16 protein-coding genes and 1 tRNA gene are annotated in these 18,071 nt (G+C 67.2%); 10 read left to right on the plus strand and 7 right to left on the minus strand.

Annotated features, from left to right (window positions below; all coding sequences use genetic code 11):
- The first annotated feature begins 18 nt into the window (after positions 1-18).
- On the plus strand, positions 19-402 hold the full coding sequence (locus NLI01S_RS10385) for a DUF2784 domain-containing protein (protein WP_067602984.1): 384 nt from the start codon (positions 19-21) through the stop codon (positions 400-402).
- A gap of 72 nt (positions 403-474) precedes the next feature.
- Entirely contained in the window at positions 475-1,368 is an 894-nt protein-coding gene (locus NLI01S_RS10390; protein ID WP_067603091.1) for a prenyltransferase, read from the plus strand.
- 57 nt (positions 1,369-1,425) lie between these two features.
- Here the strand turns inward: NLI01S_RS10390 and NLI01S_RS10395 are convergent, their stop codons facing one another.
- Entirely contained in the window at positions 1,426-2,130 is a 705-nt protein-coding gene (locus tag NLI01S_RS10395) for a maleylpyruvate isomerase N-terminal domain-containing protein (RefSeq protein ID WP_067602987.1), read from the minus strand.
- 211 nt (positions 2,131-2,341) lie between these two features.
- Between NLI01S_RS10395 and pyk the strand changes: the two genes are divergently transcribed.
- Positions 2,342-3,775: a pyruvate kinase gene (pyk, locus tag NLI01S_RS10400; protein WP_067602990.1), complete on the plus strand. Its 1,434-nt coding sequence runs from the start codon at positions 2,342-2,344 to the stop codon at positions 3,773-3,775.
- Between the two features lie 127 nt (positions 3,776-3,902).
- Here the strand turns inward: pyk and NLI01S_RS10405 are convergent, their stop codons facing one another.
- Positions 3,903-4,850: a DUF1266 domain-containing protein gene (locus tag NLI01S_RS10405; protein ID WP_067602993.1), complete on the minus strand. Its 948-nt coding sequence runs from the start codon at positions 4,848-4,850 to the stop codon at positions 3,903-3,905.
- 259 nt (positions 4,851-5,109) lie between these two features.
- A complete protein-coding gene (bla, locus tag NLI01S_RS10410; RefSeq protein WP_190318425.1) occupies positions 5,110-6,045 on the minus strand; it encodes a class A beta-lactamase in 936 nt (311 codons plus the stop codon).
- A 139-nt stretch (positions 6,046-6,184) separates the two neighbouring features.
- Between bla and NLI01S_RS10415 the strand changes: the two genes are divergently transcribed.
- Both NLI01S_RS10415 and NLI01S_RS10420 read left to right on the plus strand, forming a co-directional pair.
- Positions 6,185-7,051 (plus strand): LysR family transcriptional regulator, encoded by an 867-nt coding sequence (locus tag NLI01S_RS10415; protein ID WP_067602997.1) that lies wholly within the window; start codon positions 6,185-6,187, stop codon positions 7,049-7,051.
- Positions 7,048-7,950: a serine hydrolase gene (locus NLI01S_RS10420; RefSeq protein ID WP_067602999.1), complete on the plus strand. Its 903-nt coding sequence runs from the start codon at positions 7,048-7,050 to the stop codon at positions 7,948-7,950. Before NLI01S_RS10415 ends, NLI01S_RS10420 begins: the two co-directional genes overlap by 4 nt.
- Positions 7,951-8,555: 605 nt before the next feature.
- On the opposite strand, the gene NLI01S_RS10425 is transcribed toward NLI01S_RS10420, so the two are convergent.
- Positions 8,556-9,365: a hypothetical protein gene (locus NLI01S_RS10425; RefSeq protein WP_067603097.1), complete on the minus strand. Its 810-nt coding sequence runs from the start codon at positions 9,363-9,365 to the stop codon at positions 8,556-8,558.
- A gap of 85 nt (positions 9,366-9,450) precedes the next feature.
- Positions 9,451-9,523 (minus strand) — tRNA-Leu (locus NLI01S_RS10430).
- A gap of 159 nt (positions 9,524-9,682) precedes the next feature.
- On the opposite strand from NLI01S_RS10430, the gene NLI01S_RS10435 reads away from it, so the two are divergent.
- The 5 genes from NLI01S_RS10435 (at position 9,683) to NLI01S_RS10455 (ending at position 14,903) form a co-directional block, all read left to right on the plus strand.
- On the plus strand, positions 9,683-10,252 hold the full coding sequence (locus NLI01S_RS10435) for an ANTAR domain-containing response regulator (RefSeq protein ID WP_067603002.1): 570 nt from the start codon (positions 9,683-9,685) through the stop codon (positions 10,250-10,252).
- Positions 10,253-10,615: 363 nt separating this feature from the next.
- Positions 10,616-12,184 carry a branched-chain amino acid ABC transporter permease gene (locus NLI01S_RS10440; RefSeq protein WP_067603010.1) on the plus strand — a complete coding sequence of 523 codons (1,569 nt, stop codon included), beginning with the start codon at positions 10,616-10,618 and terminating at the stop codon, positions 12,182-12,184.
- An 11-nt stretch (positions 12,185-12,195) separates the two neighbouring features.
- Entirely contained in the window at positions 12,196-13,185 is a 990-nt protein-coding gene (locus tag NLI01S_RS10445; protein WP_067603013.1) for a branched-chain amino acid ABC transporter permease, read from the plus strand.
- A complete protein-coding gene (locus NLI01S_RS10450) occupies positions 13,175-14,053 on the plus strand; it encodes an ABC transporter ATP-binding protein (RefSeq protein ID WP_067603015.1) in 879 nt (292 codons plus the stop codon). The genes NLI01S_RS10445 and NLI01S_RS10450 overlap by 11 nt, the downstream gene beginning before the upstream one ends.
- Entirely contained in the window at positions 14,046-14,903 is an 858-nt protein-coding gene (locus NLI01S_RS10455) for an ABC transporter ATP-binding protein (protein WP_067603100.1), read from the plus strand. Before NLI01S_RS10450 ends, NLI01S_RS10455 begins: the two co-directional genes overlap by 8 nt.
- 81 nt (positions 14,904-14,984) lie before the next feature.
- On the opposite strand, the gene NLI01S_RS10460 is transcribed toward NLI01S_RS10455, so the two are convergent.
- Complete coding sequence (locus NLI01S_RS10460) at positions 14,985-16,217, minus strand: ABC transporter substrate-binding protein (RefSeq protein ID WP_067603103.1); 1,233 nt, start codon at positions 16,215-16,217, stop codon at positions 14,985-14,987.
- Positions 16,218-16,505: 288 nt separating this feature from the next.
- Positions 16,506-17,753, minus strand: a complete 1,248-nt coding sequence (locus tag NLI01S_RS10465; RefSeq protein ID WP_067603106.1) for an ABC transporter substrate-binding protein — start codon at positions 17,751-17,753, stop codon at positions 16,506-16,508.
- Between the last annotated feature and the right edge of the window lie 318 nt (positions 17,754-18,071).

Consider the following 18,071-nt stretch of genomic DNA (forward strand, 5'->3'; position numbering starts at 1 on the left):
CGGCACTAGGCTCACTTCATGATCTACCGACTGATCGGTGAAGGCGCCATGGTCCTGCACATGGCCTTCCTCGTCTACGTCGCCGTCGGCGGATTCCTCGCCTGGAAGTGGCCCCGCGCCTTCTGGCCCCACCTGGCCTGCGCCCTCTACGGCCTCGGCGTCACCGTCATCGGTTGGGCCTGCCCCCTCACACGGATCGAGAACTGGGGACGCGAACGGGCCGGCCAGGCGGGCCTGTCCTCCGAAGGGTTCATCGAGCACTACCTCACCGGCGTCATCTACCCGACCGAACACCTCCTCACCGCCCAACTCCTCGTCGCCCTCAGCGTCGCCGTCTCCTGGGCCGGATGCCTCCTCCTGCACCTACGCCGCCGACGCACCTCCTCCGAGGACCCGGCGTAAAGATCGCGAATGGATCCCACGCACGTCCTTCACCCGCAGGTCACACGGGTCTACGGTCGAGACATGACCGTTATGACCTGGGGCTCCTACCGCGCAGCCGACCACTTCATCATGCGCAGCGCCCGGCTCATCGACCGGCACCGCTTCGCCTTCCACTTCCAGTCAGCGTCCGCACAACCCGTATACGCGGCACTGGCCGCCCACCGAAACCTCGACGGCGGCTACGGCAACGGCCTCGACCCGGATCTTCGAGGACACGGCAGCCAACCCGTCGCCACCGAGATGGCCCTGCGCTACCTCGACGAACTCGGTGCCATCTCAGAGGACGTCGGACAGGGCATCTGCCTCTTCCTCGCCGGCAACGCCAACGACGACGGCGGCGTACCCGCCGTTCTGCCCACCGTCCGTCACACCGAAGCCGCTCCCTGGTACCGGCAGACCCGCGACTTCTCCAGCCGCCTCGACGTCACCGCGATGATCATCGGGCTGCTCCACAAGAACAACGTCGCCCACCCATGGCGCGACCGGGCCACGGCCTACTGCTGGAAGACCATCGACGGGCTCCACTGGACCGACCCGCACGAGGCCATCGGTATCTGCACCTTCCTTCAGTACGTGCCCGACCGGCCCCGTGCCGTGGCCACCATGAACCACCTGGCCACCAAGATCCGCGCCGTCATCGAGGTCCGTCCGAGGGCCACCGGCCACGTGCACACGCCACTCGACCTGGCCTGCCACCCCGCTCACATCGCCCGACCGCTCTTCACCGACGCCGAGATCACCCGCAACCTCGAAGCCTTCGAAGCAGAGCAACGCCCCGACGGCGGTTGGGACGCCTGCTGGGACCACTGGGACGCCACCGCCACCCGCGAACGCCAAGGCATGCGCACCATCCAACGCCTGCGCATCCTGCGCGCCTACGGTCGCCTGGTACCCGACCTGCCCCGCCCACGCCGGTCCCTCTGAGGGCCCGCACACGTGGCGCCCCGTATCGCAGGCGGGGCGCCACGCGATCGCATGGCCTCACCCCAACGCCAGGACCCGCACCCCCGCGCCCGCCAACACCACGCGCCCGACCCGCGCCGGAGCACGACCCGTCACCACACGCACCGCATCCAGGGCGTTCGCACCACGCGCTCCCGGCAGGATCCTCTCCAACGCCTCGGGGTCGGCCCCGCCGAACAACACCTCGCCCACCAGGTCCAAGGCCCGGTCGCCCGCCCACGGCTCACGGCCCAACGCGTCCGCGATGTCCAACCCGTGCAGCAGTGACTCCACCACCCGGGTCACGAGATACTCCGTGACCGACATCGAATCACCATGCCGGGTCACCAACGTGCGATCCTTTGGCACCCGCGCCAGGCGCGGCCACAACTCCGCCTGGATCCCGCCCAACACCCGCCCCGGCTCGGCCGCGTCCGACCGACGCTCGGCCCGCTCCAAGGCACCGTCGACCCGGGCCCGGTCCACCTCCGGTGACAAACGCACTCGCGGCGAGTAGTACCCCGCCGCCGACACCAGAGCGGCGGCCGGATCCGCCGGGCCCCCGTCCAACGCCACCGACACCTGATGCAACGAACCCACCGTGTGCACCGACAACGCCGCCACGTCCCACGGCACGCACCGTGTCTGTTTCACCACATCCGCCTCCGACAGCCCCAGCAGCACCTCCTCCAAGGCCGCCACCTCATCCGCCAGAGCCGCCACCACCTCGCCACGCTCGAACAACCGGCCCCACCCTCCACCGACGGCGAAACGCCCACAGAATAACGACCCGGAGAAACCTGCGCCGGCCCGCCGACTTCACCCCCGACCATCCGAACACCCCACGAAAACGGTCACCGAGGGTGACCGAATTCGCTCCCACTCCACCTCGCATACGTCCGTTCGCAACCTGGTTTAGACCACTCCATCCCCCAGACGCTCTAAAGTGATACATGTGACACGTCGAGCAAAGATCGTTGCGACCCTTGGCCCCGCCACCTCGAGCCCGGAGACCCTCCGGCAACTCGTGGACGCGGGCCTGGACGTCGCTCGCCTCAACCTCAGCCACGGAACCCATGACGACCACTACGCGAGCCTGACCAACCTCAGGCAGGCCGCACAGGACGCCAACCGCGCGGTCGGCGTCCTCGCCGACCTCCAAGGGCCCAAGATCCGCGTCGGTACCTTCCCCGACGGGCCCGTCGAACTCGAGGCCGGTGACGAGTTCACCATCACCATCGAGGACGTCCCCGGAGACCGGAACAGGGTCTCCACCACCTACAAGGGACTTCCCGGCGACGTTCGCCCCGGCGACCGCGTCCTCATCGACGACGGCCGCGTCGTGCTGGAATGCACCAAGACCACCAGCACCGACGTACAGACCCGCGTCATCTTCGGCGGCACCGTCTCCAACCACAAGGGACTCAACCTCCCCGGAGTCTCCGTCAGCGTCCCCGCCCTCACCCAAAAGGACGAGGACGACCTGCGCTGGGCCCTGCGACACAACGTCGACATGGTCGCCCTCTCCTTCGTCCGCAGTCCCGCGGACGCAGAGGAGTGCCACCGCATCATGGACGAAGAGGGCCTCACCGTCCCCCTCATCGCCAAGATCGAGAAGCCACAGGCGGTCGAGCGCCTCCAGGACATCATCGAGGTCTTCGACGGAGTCATGGTCGCCCGCGGCGACCTCGGCGTCGAACTGCCCCTCGAGAACGTCCCCATGGTGCAAAAGCGCGCCGTGGAACGCTGTCGCGACAAGGCCAAGCCGGTCATCGTCGCCACCCAGATGCTCGAATCCATGATCAGTGCGCCCCGGCCCACCCGCGCCGAGGCCTCCGACGTCGCCAACGCCGTCCTCGACGGAGCCGACGCCGTCATGCTCTCCGGCGAGACCAGCGTCGGCCAGTACCCCATCGAGACCGTCGAGACCATGGCGCGCATCGTGGGGGCGGCCGAGCAGGAGTCCCTGCGGGCCTCGCACATCCTCAACCGGGTGCCCGAGACCACGGGTGGCGCCATCGCCCGTGCCGCCGCCGAGATCGGCGCGACCGTCGGCGCCAAGGCCCTGGTCGCCTTCACCATGTCCGGTGAGACGGCCCGGCGCCTGGCCCGCTACCGCTCGCCCATCCCGCTGCTGGCCTTCACCACCGAGGAGAGCACACGCGGCCACCTCTCCCTCAGCTGGGGAGTCGAGAGCAACCTGGTGCCCTGGGTCGACAACACCGACGACATGGTCCGCCAGGTCGAGAGCGAGCTCCTACGGCTCGGCGACTACCACAAGGGCGACAAGGTCGTCATCGTCGCGGGCAGCCCGCCCGGAACCACGGGTTCCACCAACTTCCTGCGCGTTCACCGCATCGGCGACGCCGTCGCCCTGAACAACAACTGACGCGGGGCGCCCACGGCGCCCGAACCCACGGGCCGCATCAGGTCCGGCCCGGAGCCCGGCGCGATGAGCCACGCCGGAGCGTTCCGGGCCGACCGGTGCGGCGGGGACCGGACGGGTCGGCTTCGGTTCAGTCCTGGTTCGAGGAAGCACCTTCGAACGGAACCCGCTCCAACGGCATGTCCCACGGCAACAGGTTCCACGGGCTGCCCGAGTCGTCGTCCAACAGACCCAATGCCACCCACAGCCGGTCCTCGTCCCCGTGGTCGCCGCCCACGCCCTTGTCCGGCCACAGCAGGTAACCCGCGTGGAAGGCCGACGACAGCTGTCCCCACGACGAGTACCGCCGCTGCAGGTCCGAGGCCACCCGCCGCAGGAGGGTCTGCGTCTCCACCGGGCTCAACCAGTCCAGCGACGCCCCACCGCACACCAGCCGGATGACGTGCACCGACTTCCACCACTGGTAGGCGCCGATCATCACCGTCTCGTCGCCCTCGGCGACCCCGGTGACCGACCGCAACCGCGTCACCTGTTCGTCGGACAACCGCACCATCGCGCCGGTGTCCTCACCGCCGTCGGGCAGACGCGAACGCGCGATCCCCGACCGTAGGTCCACCGCCAGGTCCAGACTCGGGCCGGAGTGCAACTCCTCCAGCAGCCGCTCGACCGTGGTCAACAAGGACTCTCGATCCACCACAGACCACTGCTGCCCCAACATCCGCCGGTAGCGACGTCGCAGGCTGGGTCGGGCCACCACGTCCCAGGGTTCGGCCAACGCCACCCGGAACGGCGCCGCGACCGCCGCGGCCCATCGTTCGGTGCTCAACGGGGCGTCGGGTGACTTGGTCCGGATCGTCGGTTGTTCACGCGAGCCCACCACCAATTCGGCGAAGGAGCCGGTGGCCAGCGCGAGCATCGGTACGAACGACCAGCCGGGAAGGTCCAGGGCCACCAGCACGACCGCGAGCAACGCCACCGGGGTCCACAACCACGGCTGACGACGGCGGGAACCCCAGGCCACCACGACCCAGGCCCCGATCACCAGCGCGCCGATCACCCCGGCCAACGCGGTCAACACCCGATGCCCCTCTCCTCGCACCAAGCCCCTTCGGGCAGGGCCACACGACATCAAGGATCAGGGACGGCGGAGCTCCACCGCGACCGAACCCACGGGTTGTGCTCAGGTTGTGGCCGTGATGTGACCGGTTCAGCGTGCTTGCGCCTTCATAAAGTGACAAAAGACCTATTTGAGGTCGAAATGGTCGGGTAGTTACGGAGGTTCTGGCCAGTCTGTCCCACAAAGGCCAGAACCCCCGAAAAACCACCCGGGACGCAGGTCAGCCCAGCGCGTCCACCACTACTTCGGAGGCCTGCGCGATCAAAGCGTCGTCGGACTCCGCGTCCTCGACGTCCCGACTCGACAACACCGCCAGCACGATCGGGTCACCCTCCTGCGGCCACAGCACGCCGATGTCGTTACGCGTCCCGTAACCACCGCTGCCGGTCTTGTCGCCCACGACCCAACCCTCCGGAACCCCCGCCCGGATCAGGTCGTCCCCCGTGGTGTTGCGCACCAACAGGTCCACCAGGACCTCACGCCGATCCTTGGGCAACACGTCCCCCAACGTGAACGCCTCCAGGCTCTCGGTCATGGCCCGCGCCGAACTCGTGTCCCGTTCCTCACCCGGCGTGGCCTCGTTCAACTCCACCTCGTACCGGGTCAGATTCGTCACCTCGTCACCGGTCGACCCGCCCAACGCCTCGGTGAAACCCGCAGGGCCGCCGATCTCGTCCAACAACAGATTCGCCGCCGCGTTGTCGCTGTAGCGCACCGCCGCGTCGCACAACTCCAACAACGACATCCCCGAATCCAGGTTCTCCTCCACCACGGGGGAGTGCGGCACCAGGACCCCTTCGTCGAAGGTCACCACCCGCTCCATCTCCGACAACGAGTTCTCCGAAAGAACCACCCCCGCCAACAACGCCTTGAACGTCGACGCGAACGCGAACCGATCCTCCTCCTGGAACGCCACCGTGTCCCCCGAGCCGGTGTCCACCGCGTACACCCCCAACCGCGCGTCGAACTCCTCCTCCAACGCCTCGAACTCCGCCGACACGTCCGCCACCACACCCGCGGACTCCGCCGCCGACAGCGAAGCCGCTCCCGAAGGACCCACCGCGCCGTCCGAGGCCCCACAACCCACCAACGGCACCAACAACGCCGCCGCCACGAACCCGCGCACCCCGAACCCCGACACCCTGGACCCCGACATCACGACCCCCATCGAAAACCCCCAACACTGGACGAACACGAACCAGGACCGGCCCGCACCCGCAGTCTCACCGGCCCCCACCCATGTTGTCCAAGACGAAAACGACCAATCCCATGCCAGAAGCGCATAACCTCAGGCCATGGACCTCGTAGGAGCCTGCAACGCCTTCGTCCACGTCAGCGACAGAGGCAGCTTCACCCACGGAGCCGCGGCCGCCCACATCCCCCAACCCGTCGCCAGCCGACGCATCGCCGCCCTCGAAAAACACCTCGGCGCACCCCTCTTCGACCGCACCGGACGACACCCCACCCTCACCCAGTTCGGCCACGCCGTCCTCCCCACCGCCCGACGCCTCGTCGACCTCGCCCACACCCTCGAACACGACGCCGCCACCGCCCGCCTCACCCCACTCCGCATCGCCGTCCCCACCACCTGCACCACCCACGACCTCGCCCACCTCACCGCCCGAGCCCGCCACCACGACCTCAACCTCGACCCCCACCCCGCACCACCCGCACAACGCACCCACCTCCTGCACACCCACCAGGTCCGCGCCGCCCTCACCGCCGTCGCACCCGACCAGGCCACCTGGACCGCGCCCCTGGGCCTGGCCACCCACCACCCGCCCACCGCGCACACCCACTACCTCGAAACCCTCCGGGCCGGACGCGCCCACACCACCCCACGCCGACGCGTCTGGATCCAACCCGAGGACGACACACCCCACATCCGCGACCCCCTCACCCGCACCGGCCACGCCCTGGGACTCCACCCCACCCAGATCACCGTCGCCACCAGCCTCACCACCGCCACCGCCGAAGTCCTCACCACCCACGACCTCCTCCTCTGCACCCCGAACCAGGCCGAACGACTCGACCTCCACTGGCGTCCCATCGGAGAGATCCACCCCACCCGCGACCACACCGCCACCGGAGAACAAGCCGAAACCCTCCGCACCCACCTGCACGCACACGTCGCCCGCTGCCTCGGAGCCACCCACCCGTGATCACCCACCGCCTGCGCGCCGAACTCCACGAAGCCGGACTCCACGGCTCCTTCCTCGTCCGCGACCTCCGCACCGGTCACGAGATCGGCATCGAACCCGACACCGAATACGCCACCGCGTCCCTCGTCAAAGTCCCCCTCGCGCTGGCCACCCTCCACCGCATCCACCAAGGCGAACTCGACGGCGCCACCCCCGTCCACCTCACCCCCACCCACATCGACACCGGACCACCAGGCACCGGCCCCTTCGGCATCAGCAAATTCCGCCACCCCGTCACCATCGCCATCGACGACCTCCTCCACCTCAGCACCTGCCTCAGCGACAACATCGCCGCCGACGCACTCTTCGGCCTCACCCCGCCCACCCACGTCAACCGCATCCTCCACGACCACCGGATCCAGGGCATCACCGTCCGCCACGGCATCGGCACCCTCAACGCCACACCCGCCGAACGCCTGGCCCCCGACGAGACCCACCTCGCCCACACCCTCGCCATCCAGGCCGGCACCGACGGACGCGGTCACCACATCCCCCAACTCGACGTCACCCTCGCCAACTCCGGCTCCGCCCGCGCCCACGTCGACCTGCTCCACGCCCTCTGGCGGCCCACCCACATCCACCCCGACGTCGCCCACCGCGTCCGCGCGCTCATGGCCGACAACATGATCCGCCACCGCCTCGCCCCCGACTTCACCAGCGACGCCACCACCTGGGCGTCCAAGACCGGCACCGTCCTCAACCACCGCCACGAGGTCGGCGTCGTCGAACACACCAACGGCGAGGCCTACGCCATCGCGGCCCTCACCGCGTCACAGGTCCCCGCCCGCCACCAACCCGAGGCCGAAGCCCTCATGGGCCGCGTCGCCCGCGCCCTCCGTGACCACCTGCGCTCCACCTGAACGCATCACAAGTCGGGGCGTTCCGGGCGGTTACCGGCGCCGATTCAAAACCCGCATCACACAGAATCCCTGTTTCCCCCACACGAGGGCCTCCGATCCCATAAGAATGTTGGTGAAGGAACCCCCTCATCTCCTCCTGAGGGTGGCTCCTGGACCGAGCCCACGGGACCCCCTCCCCAAGGCTCGGTCACACGTGGCGCGGAACTCGACCCCATCGCGATTCGCGCCGCCACAGGGCCGTCCCGGCCGGTGCCCCCACCGGGACGGCCACTTCCCTTTCCCTTGGTGCCTCGGTCCGTCGGTGTCCCGGAGCCAAGGCCGGCGCCCCGCAGAGACCGGGTCGCAACGAAAATCCCTCGGAAATCTTGTTCTTCCCGCGTGGGTGTCCCGGATCCGATAAAAATGGGGGTGAAGGAACCCCCTACCCTCCTCCTAAGGGGGTTTCTGAGTCGGTTGTGCCCGGATGTCCCCCTTTCTGGTCGCACGCCGCGAGTGCCCGAGGCGGGTATCCCCATCATGCTTCGGGCACCATTCGCCCTTCGGGGCACCGGGGCCGTTCCGGTAGGCGCCGGCCCACCGGAACGGCCCTTCCCATGCCCCGGCACTCAGTACTTGGGGCCCACGAAGGCGTCCATCCTGGCCACCGCGTCCCTGCGCGATACCGAGATGACGTGCATGTTCCTGCGTCGAGGATCGGAGGGCTTTCGCACCTGTGCCCTCCACGTCACGCCCAGTCGATCGAGGGTGGTGGTGAGTAAACCGGTGATGTCCGTCGAGACGTTGGTGAACTGGTAGCGGGGATATTCGTAGGACTTCGTCTCGCCGTCCGAAGACCTCCTGCGTATCCGGTTGATGAGTCGACATCCGTCGGAGTGGATCAACCCGCGAACAAGGGCCTCCGGCTCCGCGTCCACGATCTCCCACTGCCATTTCTCCAGGAGGATGCGCCGGTCGTGCTTCTTGCCGGGGCCGTGTTGGGGGAAGACGCACGGCCAGTGCTTCCAGTCGCCGTGCACCTCGGTGCAGCCCCGGGAGGGGACCAGGGACACCTTGTGGTCGGGACGGATCGAGGACATGGCCAGGACACACTCGTCGATGAGCCCCGGCCAGTCGTCACCGCACATGATCCGAAGGCGCCAGACACGCTTGGCGGGGTCGCCGGCCGGGGTGATACAGCCGTCGCCGAGGTAGAGGCCCAGGAGGTAGGCGTAGGAACGACCATCGGCGGGAGGTCGGGGGATGGGCTCACAGCGCGGACACAGGTCGGTTCCCTGGTACTTCTCCACCAGGGACCGGTCCGTCATCCAGGTGCGAAGGGTGGACCGGTCGATCCCGGTGCGCTGAGCGACCTCCGAGTAGGAGATGCCCGAATCGAGAAGGGAGGTGGCCTGACGCCTGACATGTGGTGAGTACATGGAGTGCATGTTCGCTCACGCTTCGGACATCCTCGGGTCGCGTGGCCCCGAGCAGTAAGAAAGCCATCCGATTGGATGGCTTTAGTGTCCTGGGTGGGATTCGAACCCACACTGGATGGTGTTTGAGACCATTGCCTCTGCCGTTGGGCTACCAGGACAGGCCCACTTTGTCAAGTGATTTTCCGGGGCCTTCAATAGTCGGTTCGACGATGTTCGGTCAACAGTGGTGTCACGATTGACCGGCATTGCCGGGGCCGACGCACAGCATACTAGCGGATCTCTGTAACCTCGTGTACGTGACGAGGACGCAGAGCCGTGTGGTGATCGCGGAAGACGAGGCCCTGATCCGCCTGGATCTCAAGGAGATGCTCGAAGAGGACGGCTATGCCGTCGTGGGTGAGGCCGGTGACGGTGAGGCCGCCATCCGGCTTGCCCGGGAGCTCGAACCCGATCTGGTGATCACCGACATCAAGATGCCGGTGCTCGACGGCCTCACGGCCGCCGAGCGGATCGCGGCGGAGCGCATCGCCCCCGTGGTGATCTTGACCGCCTTCTCCCAGAGGGAGTTGGTCGAGCGGGCCCGTGAGGCCGGTGCCATGGCCTACCTGGTCAAGCCCTTCAGCAAGTCGGACCTGGTGCCGGCGATCGAGATGGCGACCTCCCGGTACGCCGAGCTGGCGGCGTTGGAGGCGGAGGTCGGTGACCTCCAGGACCGGTTGGAGACGCGCAAGCTGGTGGAGCAGGCCAAGGGGCTGCTCCAGAGCCGGCACGGTATGAGTGAGCCGGAGGCGTTCCGCTGGATCCAGAAGAACTCGATGGACCGTCGTTTGACCATGCGCAAGGTCGCCGAGACCGTGGTCGAGACCCTCGGTGGACAGCAGGGCTGATCTTTCCTACTTAGGAGAACTGAACACTCTACGTAAGGGGTCGCGCCCAAGGGTGCGGCCCCTTTGTTGTGTCTGGAATCGGGTCTCAAGTGTGGTCATCCGGTCACTACAGGTAGGACCAAATGAAAGATCGGCTGGGGCGCGGGCGGAAAACCTGGACGTCTGTACAGATTCAACTCGCATCCGATACCGGTTTGGTCTCGGTTGCGCACAATGGGGTGACGGTTGTGTCACGTGACTTTAGCTGCGCTGAATGACCAGCCTAAATCGGGCTAAACTCGGCGCACCGAACAGCTAAAGGACAGTGGTGCCCGAATGCTCACATCCGGGCGTCACGTGACCTCAGATGCGCAAGGAGCGCGCGTGCGCACACGTCTCGTGACCGTGTTGCTCGCCCTGATCACCGCATTCCTGGTGATTCCCGGGGCGGCGGCGACGGCAGACGAACAGGGCGGTGAGGCGCTGCACGGTCAGATCACTCAGCCCGATGATCGGGATCTCGGTGTGGAAGGCATCGAGATCACGGTCTTCGAGGGTGATGACGAGATCGAAGCGGCGGCGACCGACTCTGATGGAAATTGGGAAGTGGTGTTGCCCGGACCGGGCGACTACCGCGCAGTGGTGGATCAGGAGTCCATCCCCAGCGAGTACGAGGTCCGCGAGACGGTTCTCCTCGTCGGCGGTGAGGCCGAGGTGACGGTCGAGGCCGACGAGCGGCGACCGTTGATCGTCGCCTTGGACGAGGCCGGTACGGCCGCGGAGGAGCCGGAGGAATCGGAGAGCCCCGCGGAGGGTGACGGCGCCGCGGAGGAGGACGAGGAGGCCGCCGCCGACGACGAGGCCCTGGAGGTCGAGGGGGTCAGTGGTGGCTTCGGTGATCGGTTCGCCCAGCTGACCGCGGCCGGTCTTCTCTTCGGCCTGGTCATCGCGGTTTCCGCGATCGGTCTGTCGTTGATCTTCGGGACGACGCAGATCATCAACTTCTCGCACGGTGACATGGTCACCTTCGGCGCGATGATGGCGCTCCTCTTCAGCACCGGCGCGGCCGGGATGGGCAACTCCCTGTTGGCGATCTTCGCCGGTCTGGGCGTGGCGATCCTGTTGGGCGCGTTCATGGAGAACAGGCTCGGTCGGACCCTGTTGATCGTTCTGCAGTGGACGGCGGTCTTCGGTGGTATCGCCCTGGCGACCCTGTTGGGTGTGCTCGGTGACGCCGTCGAGTGGCAGGTGCCGCTGTGGTCGGCGGCCGCGATCGCGGTGGTCATGGGCGCGGTGCTGGGCGGCACGATGGAGCGCTACCTGTGGCGTCCGTTGCGCAAGCGCAACGTGGCCCTGATCCAGATGTTCATCGTGTCGATCGGTGTGGCGCTGGTCCTGCGGCACGTGCTCCTGGTGCTGTTCGGCGCGAACCGGACGCGGTACGCGGGTTTCCAGGTGCAGGAGTTGGTGCACCTGGGTCCGGTGTCGATGCCGCCTCGCGACCTGGTGATCATCGCCGTGGCCATCGTGGTCCTGGTGTTGGTGGCGTGCCTGTTGCAGTTCACCCGTATCGGCAAGGCGATGCGCGCGGTCTCGGACAACCGGGACCTGGCGGAGTCGTCGGGTATCGACGTGGACCGCGTGACGATGTACGTGTGGTTGCTCGGTGGTGGTCTGGCTTCGCTGGGCGGTGTGCTCTTCGGCCTGAACCAGGTCGTGGACTACGAGATGGGCTTCCGTCTGCTGCTGCTGATGTTCGCCGCGGTGATCCTCGGTGGTCTGGGCACGGCCTACGGAGCGATGGTCGGCGGTCTGGCCGTCGGTCTGGTGGCGATGTTGTCCACCCTGTGGTTCCCCGCACAGCTCATGAACGCGTGGGCTCTGGCCCTGATGATCCTCATGCTGCTGCTCAGGCCCCAGGGTCTGCTCGGTTCGCGTGAGCGGGTCGGCTAGGAGAGGTAACGATGGATATTCTCATGATCCTCGCCGAGGCCGCTCGATCCGCGGTCGGTCCGGTCGCGGCGATCTACGCGTTGGCCGCTGTGGGGTTGAACCTGCACTTCGGTTACACGGGTCTGCTGAACTTCGGTCAGGTCGGCTTCATGCTGGTGGGCGCCTATGGCGTGGGAATCAGCGTGGCGGTGTTCGACCTGCCGGTGCTGGTCGGTTTCCTCGTGGGTCTGGGTTGCGCGCTGGTGTTGGCGTTGCTGCTCGGTATTCCGACTCTGCGGTTGCGGGCCGACTACCTGGCGATCACGACGATCGCGGCGGCGGAGGTGCTGCGCCTGGTGTACCGGGCGGGGTTCGCCGAGCCGGTGACCAACGGTGTCTATGGTCTGCAGAACCTGTCCTCGGGCTTTCGTGAGGTGAACCCGTTCGACGCGGGTGGGCGTTACGGGTTCGGGGCGATGACGTTCACCGGCAACCAGATGTGGTTGATGACGGTGACGTGGGGCTTGGTGGCGCTGTTCGCCGTGTTCACGTGGATGTTGATCCACAGCCCTTGGGGCCGGGTGATCAAGGGCGTTCGGGAGGACGAGGACGCGGTGCGCAGCCTCGGCAAGAACGTGTTCGCCTACAAGATGCAGGCGTTGGTGCTGGGTGGTCTGATCGGTGCGTTGGCGGGCGCGATGCTCGCGGTGCACCAGGGGGCGATCCAGCCGGACCAGTTCAAGCCGCAGGTGACCTTCTTCCTGTGGGTGATCCTGCTGTTGGGCGGTGCGGGCCGTGTGTTCGGTCCGATCATCGGTTCGATGGCGTTCTGGTTCCTGATGAACTTCACGGACGGGTTCTTGAAGGGCCTTGGCCGTGAGGGGTTGTTGCCCTTCCTGGAGGGACCCGACTATGGCGCGATCCAGCTGGCCTTCGTGGGGCTGTTGCTGGTGCTGCTGATCGTCTTCCGGCCGCAGGGCCTCATCGGTGACCGCAAGGAGATGCTGATCAATGTCAAGTGATGAGGTGGACACCTCCGCGGCGGTCGAGGTCGACCGGATGGCGGACGCGGTGGCCGAGCCCGGGTCGCCGAAGTCGGATCCGATCCTGGTGGCCGACAGCGTGAAGCGTTCCTTCGGTGGTCTGACCGCGGTGGACGTGAACCACTTGGAGGTACAGCGGGGGACGATCACGGCGCTGATCGGTCCGAACGGTGCGGGCAAGTCGACGTTCTTCAACCTGTTGACCGGGTTCGACCGGGTGGACAAGGGCCGCTGGACGTTCGAGGGAAGGCCGATCAACGGTCGTCGTGGCCACCAGGTGGCGCGGGCCGGGATGGTACGGACGTTCCAGTTGACCAAGGCCCTGACCCGCATGACGGTGCTCGACAACATGTTGTTGGGTGCTCAGGGCCAGTTGGGCGAGCGGATGGTCGGCGCGTTCCTGCGGCCGATGTGGCGTTCGCAGGAGCAGGCCAACACCGAGCGCGCCATGGAGTTGTTGGAGCGCTTCAAGCTCGTCGACAAGCGTCAGGACATGGCGGGTTCGTTGTCGGGTGGTCAGCGCAAGCTGTTGGAGATGGCGCGCGCGTTGATGACCGATCCGAGCATGATCATGTTGGACGAGCCGATGGCGGGTGTGAACCCCGCTCTGGTGCAGTCGCTGTTGCAGCACATCACGTCGTTGCGGGACGAGGGCAAGACGGTCCTGTTCGTCGAGCACGACATGGACGTGATCATGGGCATCAGCGACTGGATCGTGGTGTTGGCGCAGGGCGGGGTGATCGCGGAGGGTCGTCCCTCGGACATCCGGTCCGACCAGCAGGTGATCGACGCCTACCTGGGAGCCCAGGAGGTCGAGGGTGAGTCCGGGGAGAGTGGCGATGAGTGAGGGGAACGGCGGGTCGCGCCCTGAGCCGGAGGAGGTTCCGGTGGAGGTCGAGGAGGCCGCCGCGGTCCAGGAGCATCGTGAGGAGGTCCTGGAGCACGCGGGCGCGGCCTTGGAGGTGGGTGGCCCGGAGGACCATCTGCTGTTGGCCCAGGACATGGTGGCCGGTTACGTGCCGGGGGTGAACATCCTGAACGGGTGCACCCTGACCCTGTCCGAGGGCGAGGTCGTGGCGATCATCGGTCCGAACGGCGCGGGCAAGTCGACGTTGATCAAGACGATCTTCGGACTGATCCCGGTGCGGGAGGGTTCCTTGACGTTGCGGGGTTCGAGTATCGCGGGTCTGCCGGCGCACGGTCTGGTGGAGCGTGGTGTGGGGTACGTGCCGCAGACGCGGAACGTGTTCCCTTCCCTGACGATCGAGGAGAACCTCCAGATGGGGGCGTTCCTTCGGCCGAAGTCGTTCGCCGAGCGGTTCGCTGTGGTCTCGGATCTGTTCCCGTTGTTGGGGAAGCGGCGCCGGGCCAAGGCGGGTTCGCTGTCGGGCGGTGAGCGCCAGATGGTGGCTATGGGGCGGGCCTTGATGATGGACCCGTCGGTGCTGCTGTTGGACGAGCCGACCGCGGGGTTGTCGCCGATCTACCAGGAGGAGGTCTTCCAGCGGGTCAAGGAGGTCAACTCCACGGGTGTCTCGGTGGTCATGGTGGAGCAGAACGCGCGGCGTTGTCTGCAGATCTGTGACCGCGGGTACGTGTTGGACCAGGGCCGGAACGCGTACACGGGTACGGGTCGGGACCTGTTGAACGATTCGAACGTGGTCGAGTTGTACCTGGGGACGCTCGCGAAGGCGTGAATGTCGGGTCTTGGGGCCCGGGCGAAGAGGGGGTGGGACCGCGCGGTCCCACCCCCTCCGTCGTGTTCGTGGTGTGAGGGGTCAGCCCTGGGGTGAGTATTCGGTGTAGCCGAGGATCTCGTAGCCGTCGTCTCCGAAGTGGAAGAGCTCGAAGGTGGCGGAGGTGGGGTCGCCGTTGTCATCGAAGTCGATGTTTCCGCTGGTGCCCTGGTAGTCGATGCTCTCGCCCTGGTCGAGGAGGTCGCGGCATTCCTCGAAGGAGTTGCATTCGGTGCCTTCGGGGCGGCTGATCTCGGGCAGGTGTTCGACGTAGACGGTCGGGTCCGGCGACTCGGCGGATTCGGCGGCCAGGGCGATGGCGGTGACGCAGTCGAAGATCTGGGGCGCGAACTGGAAGGCTGAGAGTTCGGGGTCGAATTCGCGCAGCCCTTCGTTGAACCCGGGGTTGTCGGCGCTGGGGGCGACCCCGGTGGTGCCGACGACGGTCTCGGGCCGGTTGTCCGCGACGGTTTCTGCCAGGCCGGGGTCGTTGAGGCCGTCGGTGAGGTAGAAGGTACTGCGGACCTGGCTTTCGATGAGGGCGGCCATGAGCTGTGTGCCCTCTTCGAAGGAGATGAGGGCGATGGCGTCGGCGTCGGCTCGGAAGACCCCGTCGATGACGGCGCCGAAGTTGGTGCTGTCGGGGTCGTAGGTCTCGCTGACGAGGACGTCGACGCCGAGGGAGTTCAGTTCGTTCTCGACGGCCGTGAGGTAGCCGGTGCCGTAGTCGTCGGCGCGGGCGACGATGGCGGCGGAGGTGTGGCCGTCCTCGACGATCTGTTGGGCGAGGACGGGGCCCGCCATGAGGTCGCTGGGGGCGGTGCGGAAGAAGTAGCCGTCGTCGTCGATCTCGGAGAGTTCGGGGGCGGTGTTGGAGCCCGAGCACTGGACGATCTCGGCGCCGGTGATGGTGTCGTAGGTGGCCTGGGTCATGGCGGAGGCGGCGGCGCCGATGACGGCGTTGACGTTGTCGTTGACGAGGGCGTTGGCGGCTTCGTTGGCCTGGGCGTTGTCGCCGGCCTCGTCGGCTTGGACGGGTGGTGGTACCTGTTCGCCGAGGATGCCGCCGGCGTCGTTGATCTGGGAGATGGCGTATTCGACGGCGGAGAGCTGGGGCGGGCCGAGGAAGGCCAGGGATCCGGTCTGTGGGTAGAGCAGGCCGTAGGTGAAGGCGCTGTCCTCGGTTTCGGACGCGTCGGAGCAGGCGCTGAGGGTGAGTACGACGGCGAGCGCGGTGGCGGTGAGCGCCAGGGCCGGGCGCGTGTCGGTGGTCATCGGGTCGGTCCGTTCGGGGCTCGGGGGGTGGGTGTGGGCCCGGAGTTCGTGTGCGTGGTGGTCGGGCCCGGCGTGCGTGGGGTCGGTCGTGGTGGGCGTCTCGTACTCGGTCCGTGCCGTGTACGCGGTCACTCCGTACGGATATGACGAGGCACGGCGCGCGGGTGGCGGCCGTGCCGGTCGGGGGAAAGGCCGCCGGGGGTGCGGGGCGCGGGCCCCGCACCCCCGGCGCGGTGTTGCGTGTGTCGGTGAGTCCGCTACTTCGGGACGTGGCGTCCGGTGTGGGGTCTACTCGTCGGCGGAGTATTCCTCGTAGCCACGGACCTCGTGGGTGTCACCGTCGAAGCCGAAGACCTCGAAGGTGGCGGAGGTGGGGTCGCCGTTGTCATCGAAGTCGATGTTTCCGCTGGTGCCCTGGTAGTCGATGTCCTCGTCCTCGTTGAGCAGGTCGCGGCATTCCTCGAAGGAGTTGCATTCGGTGCCTTCGGGGCGGCTGATCTCGGGCAGGTGTTCGACGTAGACGCTCGGGTCGACGGAACCGGCGGATTCGGCGGCCAGGGCGATGGCGGTGACGCAGTCGAAGACCTGCGGGGCGAACTGGAACACGTCCAGGTCCGTGTCGAACTCGCGGATCCCGTCGTTGAACTCGGGGTTGTCGGCTCCGGGGGCGATGCCGGTGATGCCGTCGACGATGGACGGGTCGTCCTCGTTGACGGTGGTGCCCAGCTCGGGGCTGTTGAGGCCGTCGGTGATGTAGAGCTGGTCGCCTTCGACGCCGCTTTCGAGGAGTTCGGCGATGACCTGGGCGCCCTCTTCGAAGGAGATGAGGGCGACGGCGTCGGGGTCCTCGTTGTCGACGGCGTTGACGACGCTGTCGAAGTTGGTGGCGTCGGGGTCGTAGGTCTCGGTGAGCGCGACCTCCGCGCCGAGGGCCTCGAGTTCGTTCTGGACGGCCTCGAGGTAGCCGTTGCCGTAGTCGTCGGCGCGGGCGACGATGGCGACGCTGGTCTGGTTGTTGGCGACGATCTGGCGGGCCATGACGGGGCCGGACATCAGGTCGCTGGGGGCGGTGCGGAAGAAGTAGCCGCCGTCGTCGATGTCGCTGAGGTCGGGCGCGGTGTTGGAGCCCGAGCACTGGACGATCTCGGCGCCGGTGACGGTGTCGTAGATCGCCTGGGTCATCCCGGAGGCGGCGGCGCCGATGACGGCGTTGACGTCGCTGTTGACGAGGCTGTTGGCGGCCTCGTTGGCCTGGGCGCCGTCGGCGGCCTCGTCACCTTCGACGATCTCGGGGACCTCGGTGCCGAGGATGCCGCCGGCGGCGTTGATCTCGGAGACCGCGTACTGGGCCGCGGTGATCTGCGGCGGGCCGAGGAAGGCGAGGGCACCGGTCTGGGGGTAGACGATGCCGTAGGTGAATTCCTCGCCCGCGGAATCTCCGCCGTTCCCGCCGTCGTCACCGTTGCCACACGCGGTCAGCCCCAGCACTAGGGCCGCGGTCGCGGCAGTGAGTCCTAGGACCTTCTTGCTTGCCATGATCGTGGTCACTCCGTTCAACCGGCGGTGCACGTACTGCGTGGCGCAGCCGTGCCGATGATGCAGATGCGTCCTGAAGTCCGTGATGTGTGGCATGGCTTAATCAGGAGCGTTAGTGGAGCTTAATCATGGAAGTTCCGTTCCGTGAAGCGGGAGGGGGAGGTTGCGTCCGACTCGCTTTCATGCCGTTATGAACCTGTGGTCAAGGTGGGGGCCATTGGGCCTGGTTCTTGGACGAACGTGACCGATAAGGACCGGCCGGACGCAATCTGTCATGGTGGTGGGGCACCACACGGGCCGACCGTCGACGTGTGACGG

This window comes from Nocardiopsis listeri NBRC 13360 (assembly GCF_001570765.1).
Taxonomy (GTDB): Bacteria; Actinomycetota; Actinomycetes; order Streptosporangiales; family Streptosporangiaceae; genus Nocardiopsis; species Nocardiopsis listeri.

Bases quoted from the DNA above. Each gene is read 5' to 3' on its own strand.
- NLI01S_RS10385 (WP_067602984.1), top strand. From the start codon at position 19: ATGATCTACCGACTGATCGGTGAAGGCGCCATGGTCCTGCACATGGCC.
- NLI01S_RS10390 (WP_067603091.1), top strand. From the start codon at position 475: ATGACCTGGGGCTCCTACCGCGCAGCCGACCACTTCATCATGCGCAGC.
- bla (WP_190318425.1), bottom strand. From the start codon at position 6,045: ATGTCGGGGTCCAGGGTGTCGGGGTTCGGGGTGCGCGGGTTCGTGGCG.
- NLI01S_RS10415 (WP_067602997.1), top strand. From the start codon at position 6,185: ATGGACCTCGTAGGAGCCTGCAACGCCTTCGTCCACGTCAGCGACAGA.
- NLI01S_RS10425 (WP_067603097.1), bottom strand. From the start codon at position 9,365: ATGTACTCACCACATGTCAGGCGTCAGGCCACCTCCCTTCTCGATTCG.
- NLI01S_RS10445 (WP_067603013.1), top strand. From the start codon at position 12,196: ATGGATATTCTCATGATCCTCGCCGAGGCCGCTCGATCCGCGGTCGGT.
- NLI01S_RS10450 (WP_067603015.1), top strand. From the start codon at position 13,175: ATGTCAAGTGATGAGGTGGACACCTCCGCGGCGGTCGAGGTCGACCGG.
- NLI01S_RS10455 (WP_067603100.1), top strand. From the start codon at position 14,046: ATGAGTGAGGGGAACGGCGGGTCGCGCCCTGAGCCGGAGGAGGTTCCG.
- NLI01S_RS10460 (WP_067603103.1), bottom strand. From the start codon at position 16,217: ATGACCACCGACACGCGCCCGGCCCTGGCGCTCACCGCCACCGCGCTC.
- NLI01S_RS10465 (WP_067603106.1), bottom strand. From the start codon at position 17,753: ATGGCAAGCAAGAAGGTCCTAGGACTCACTGCCGCGACCGCGGCCCTA.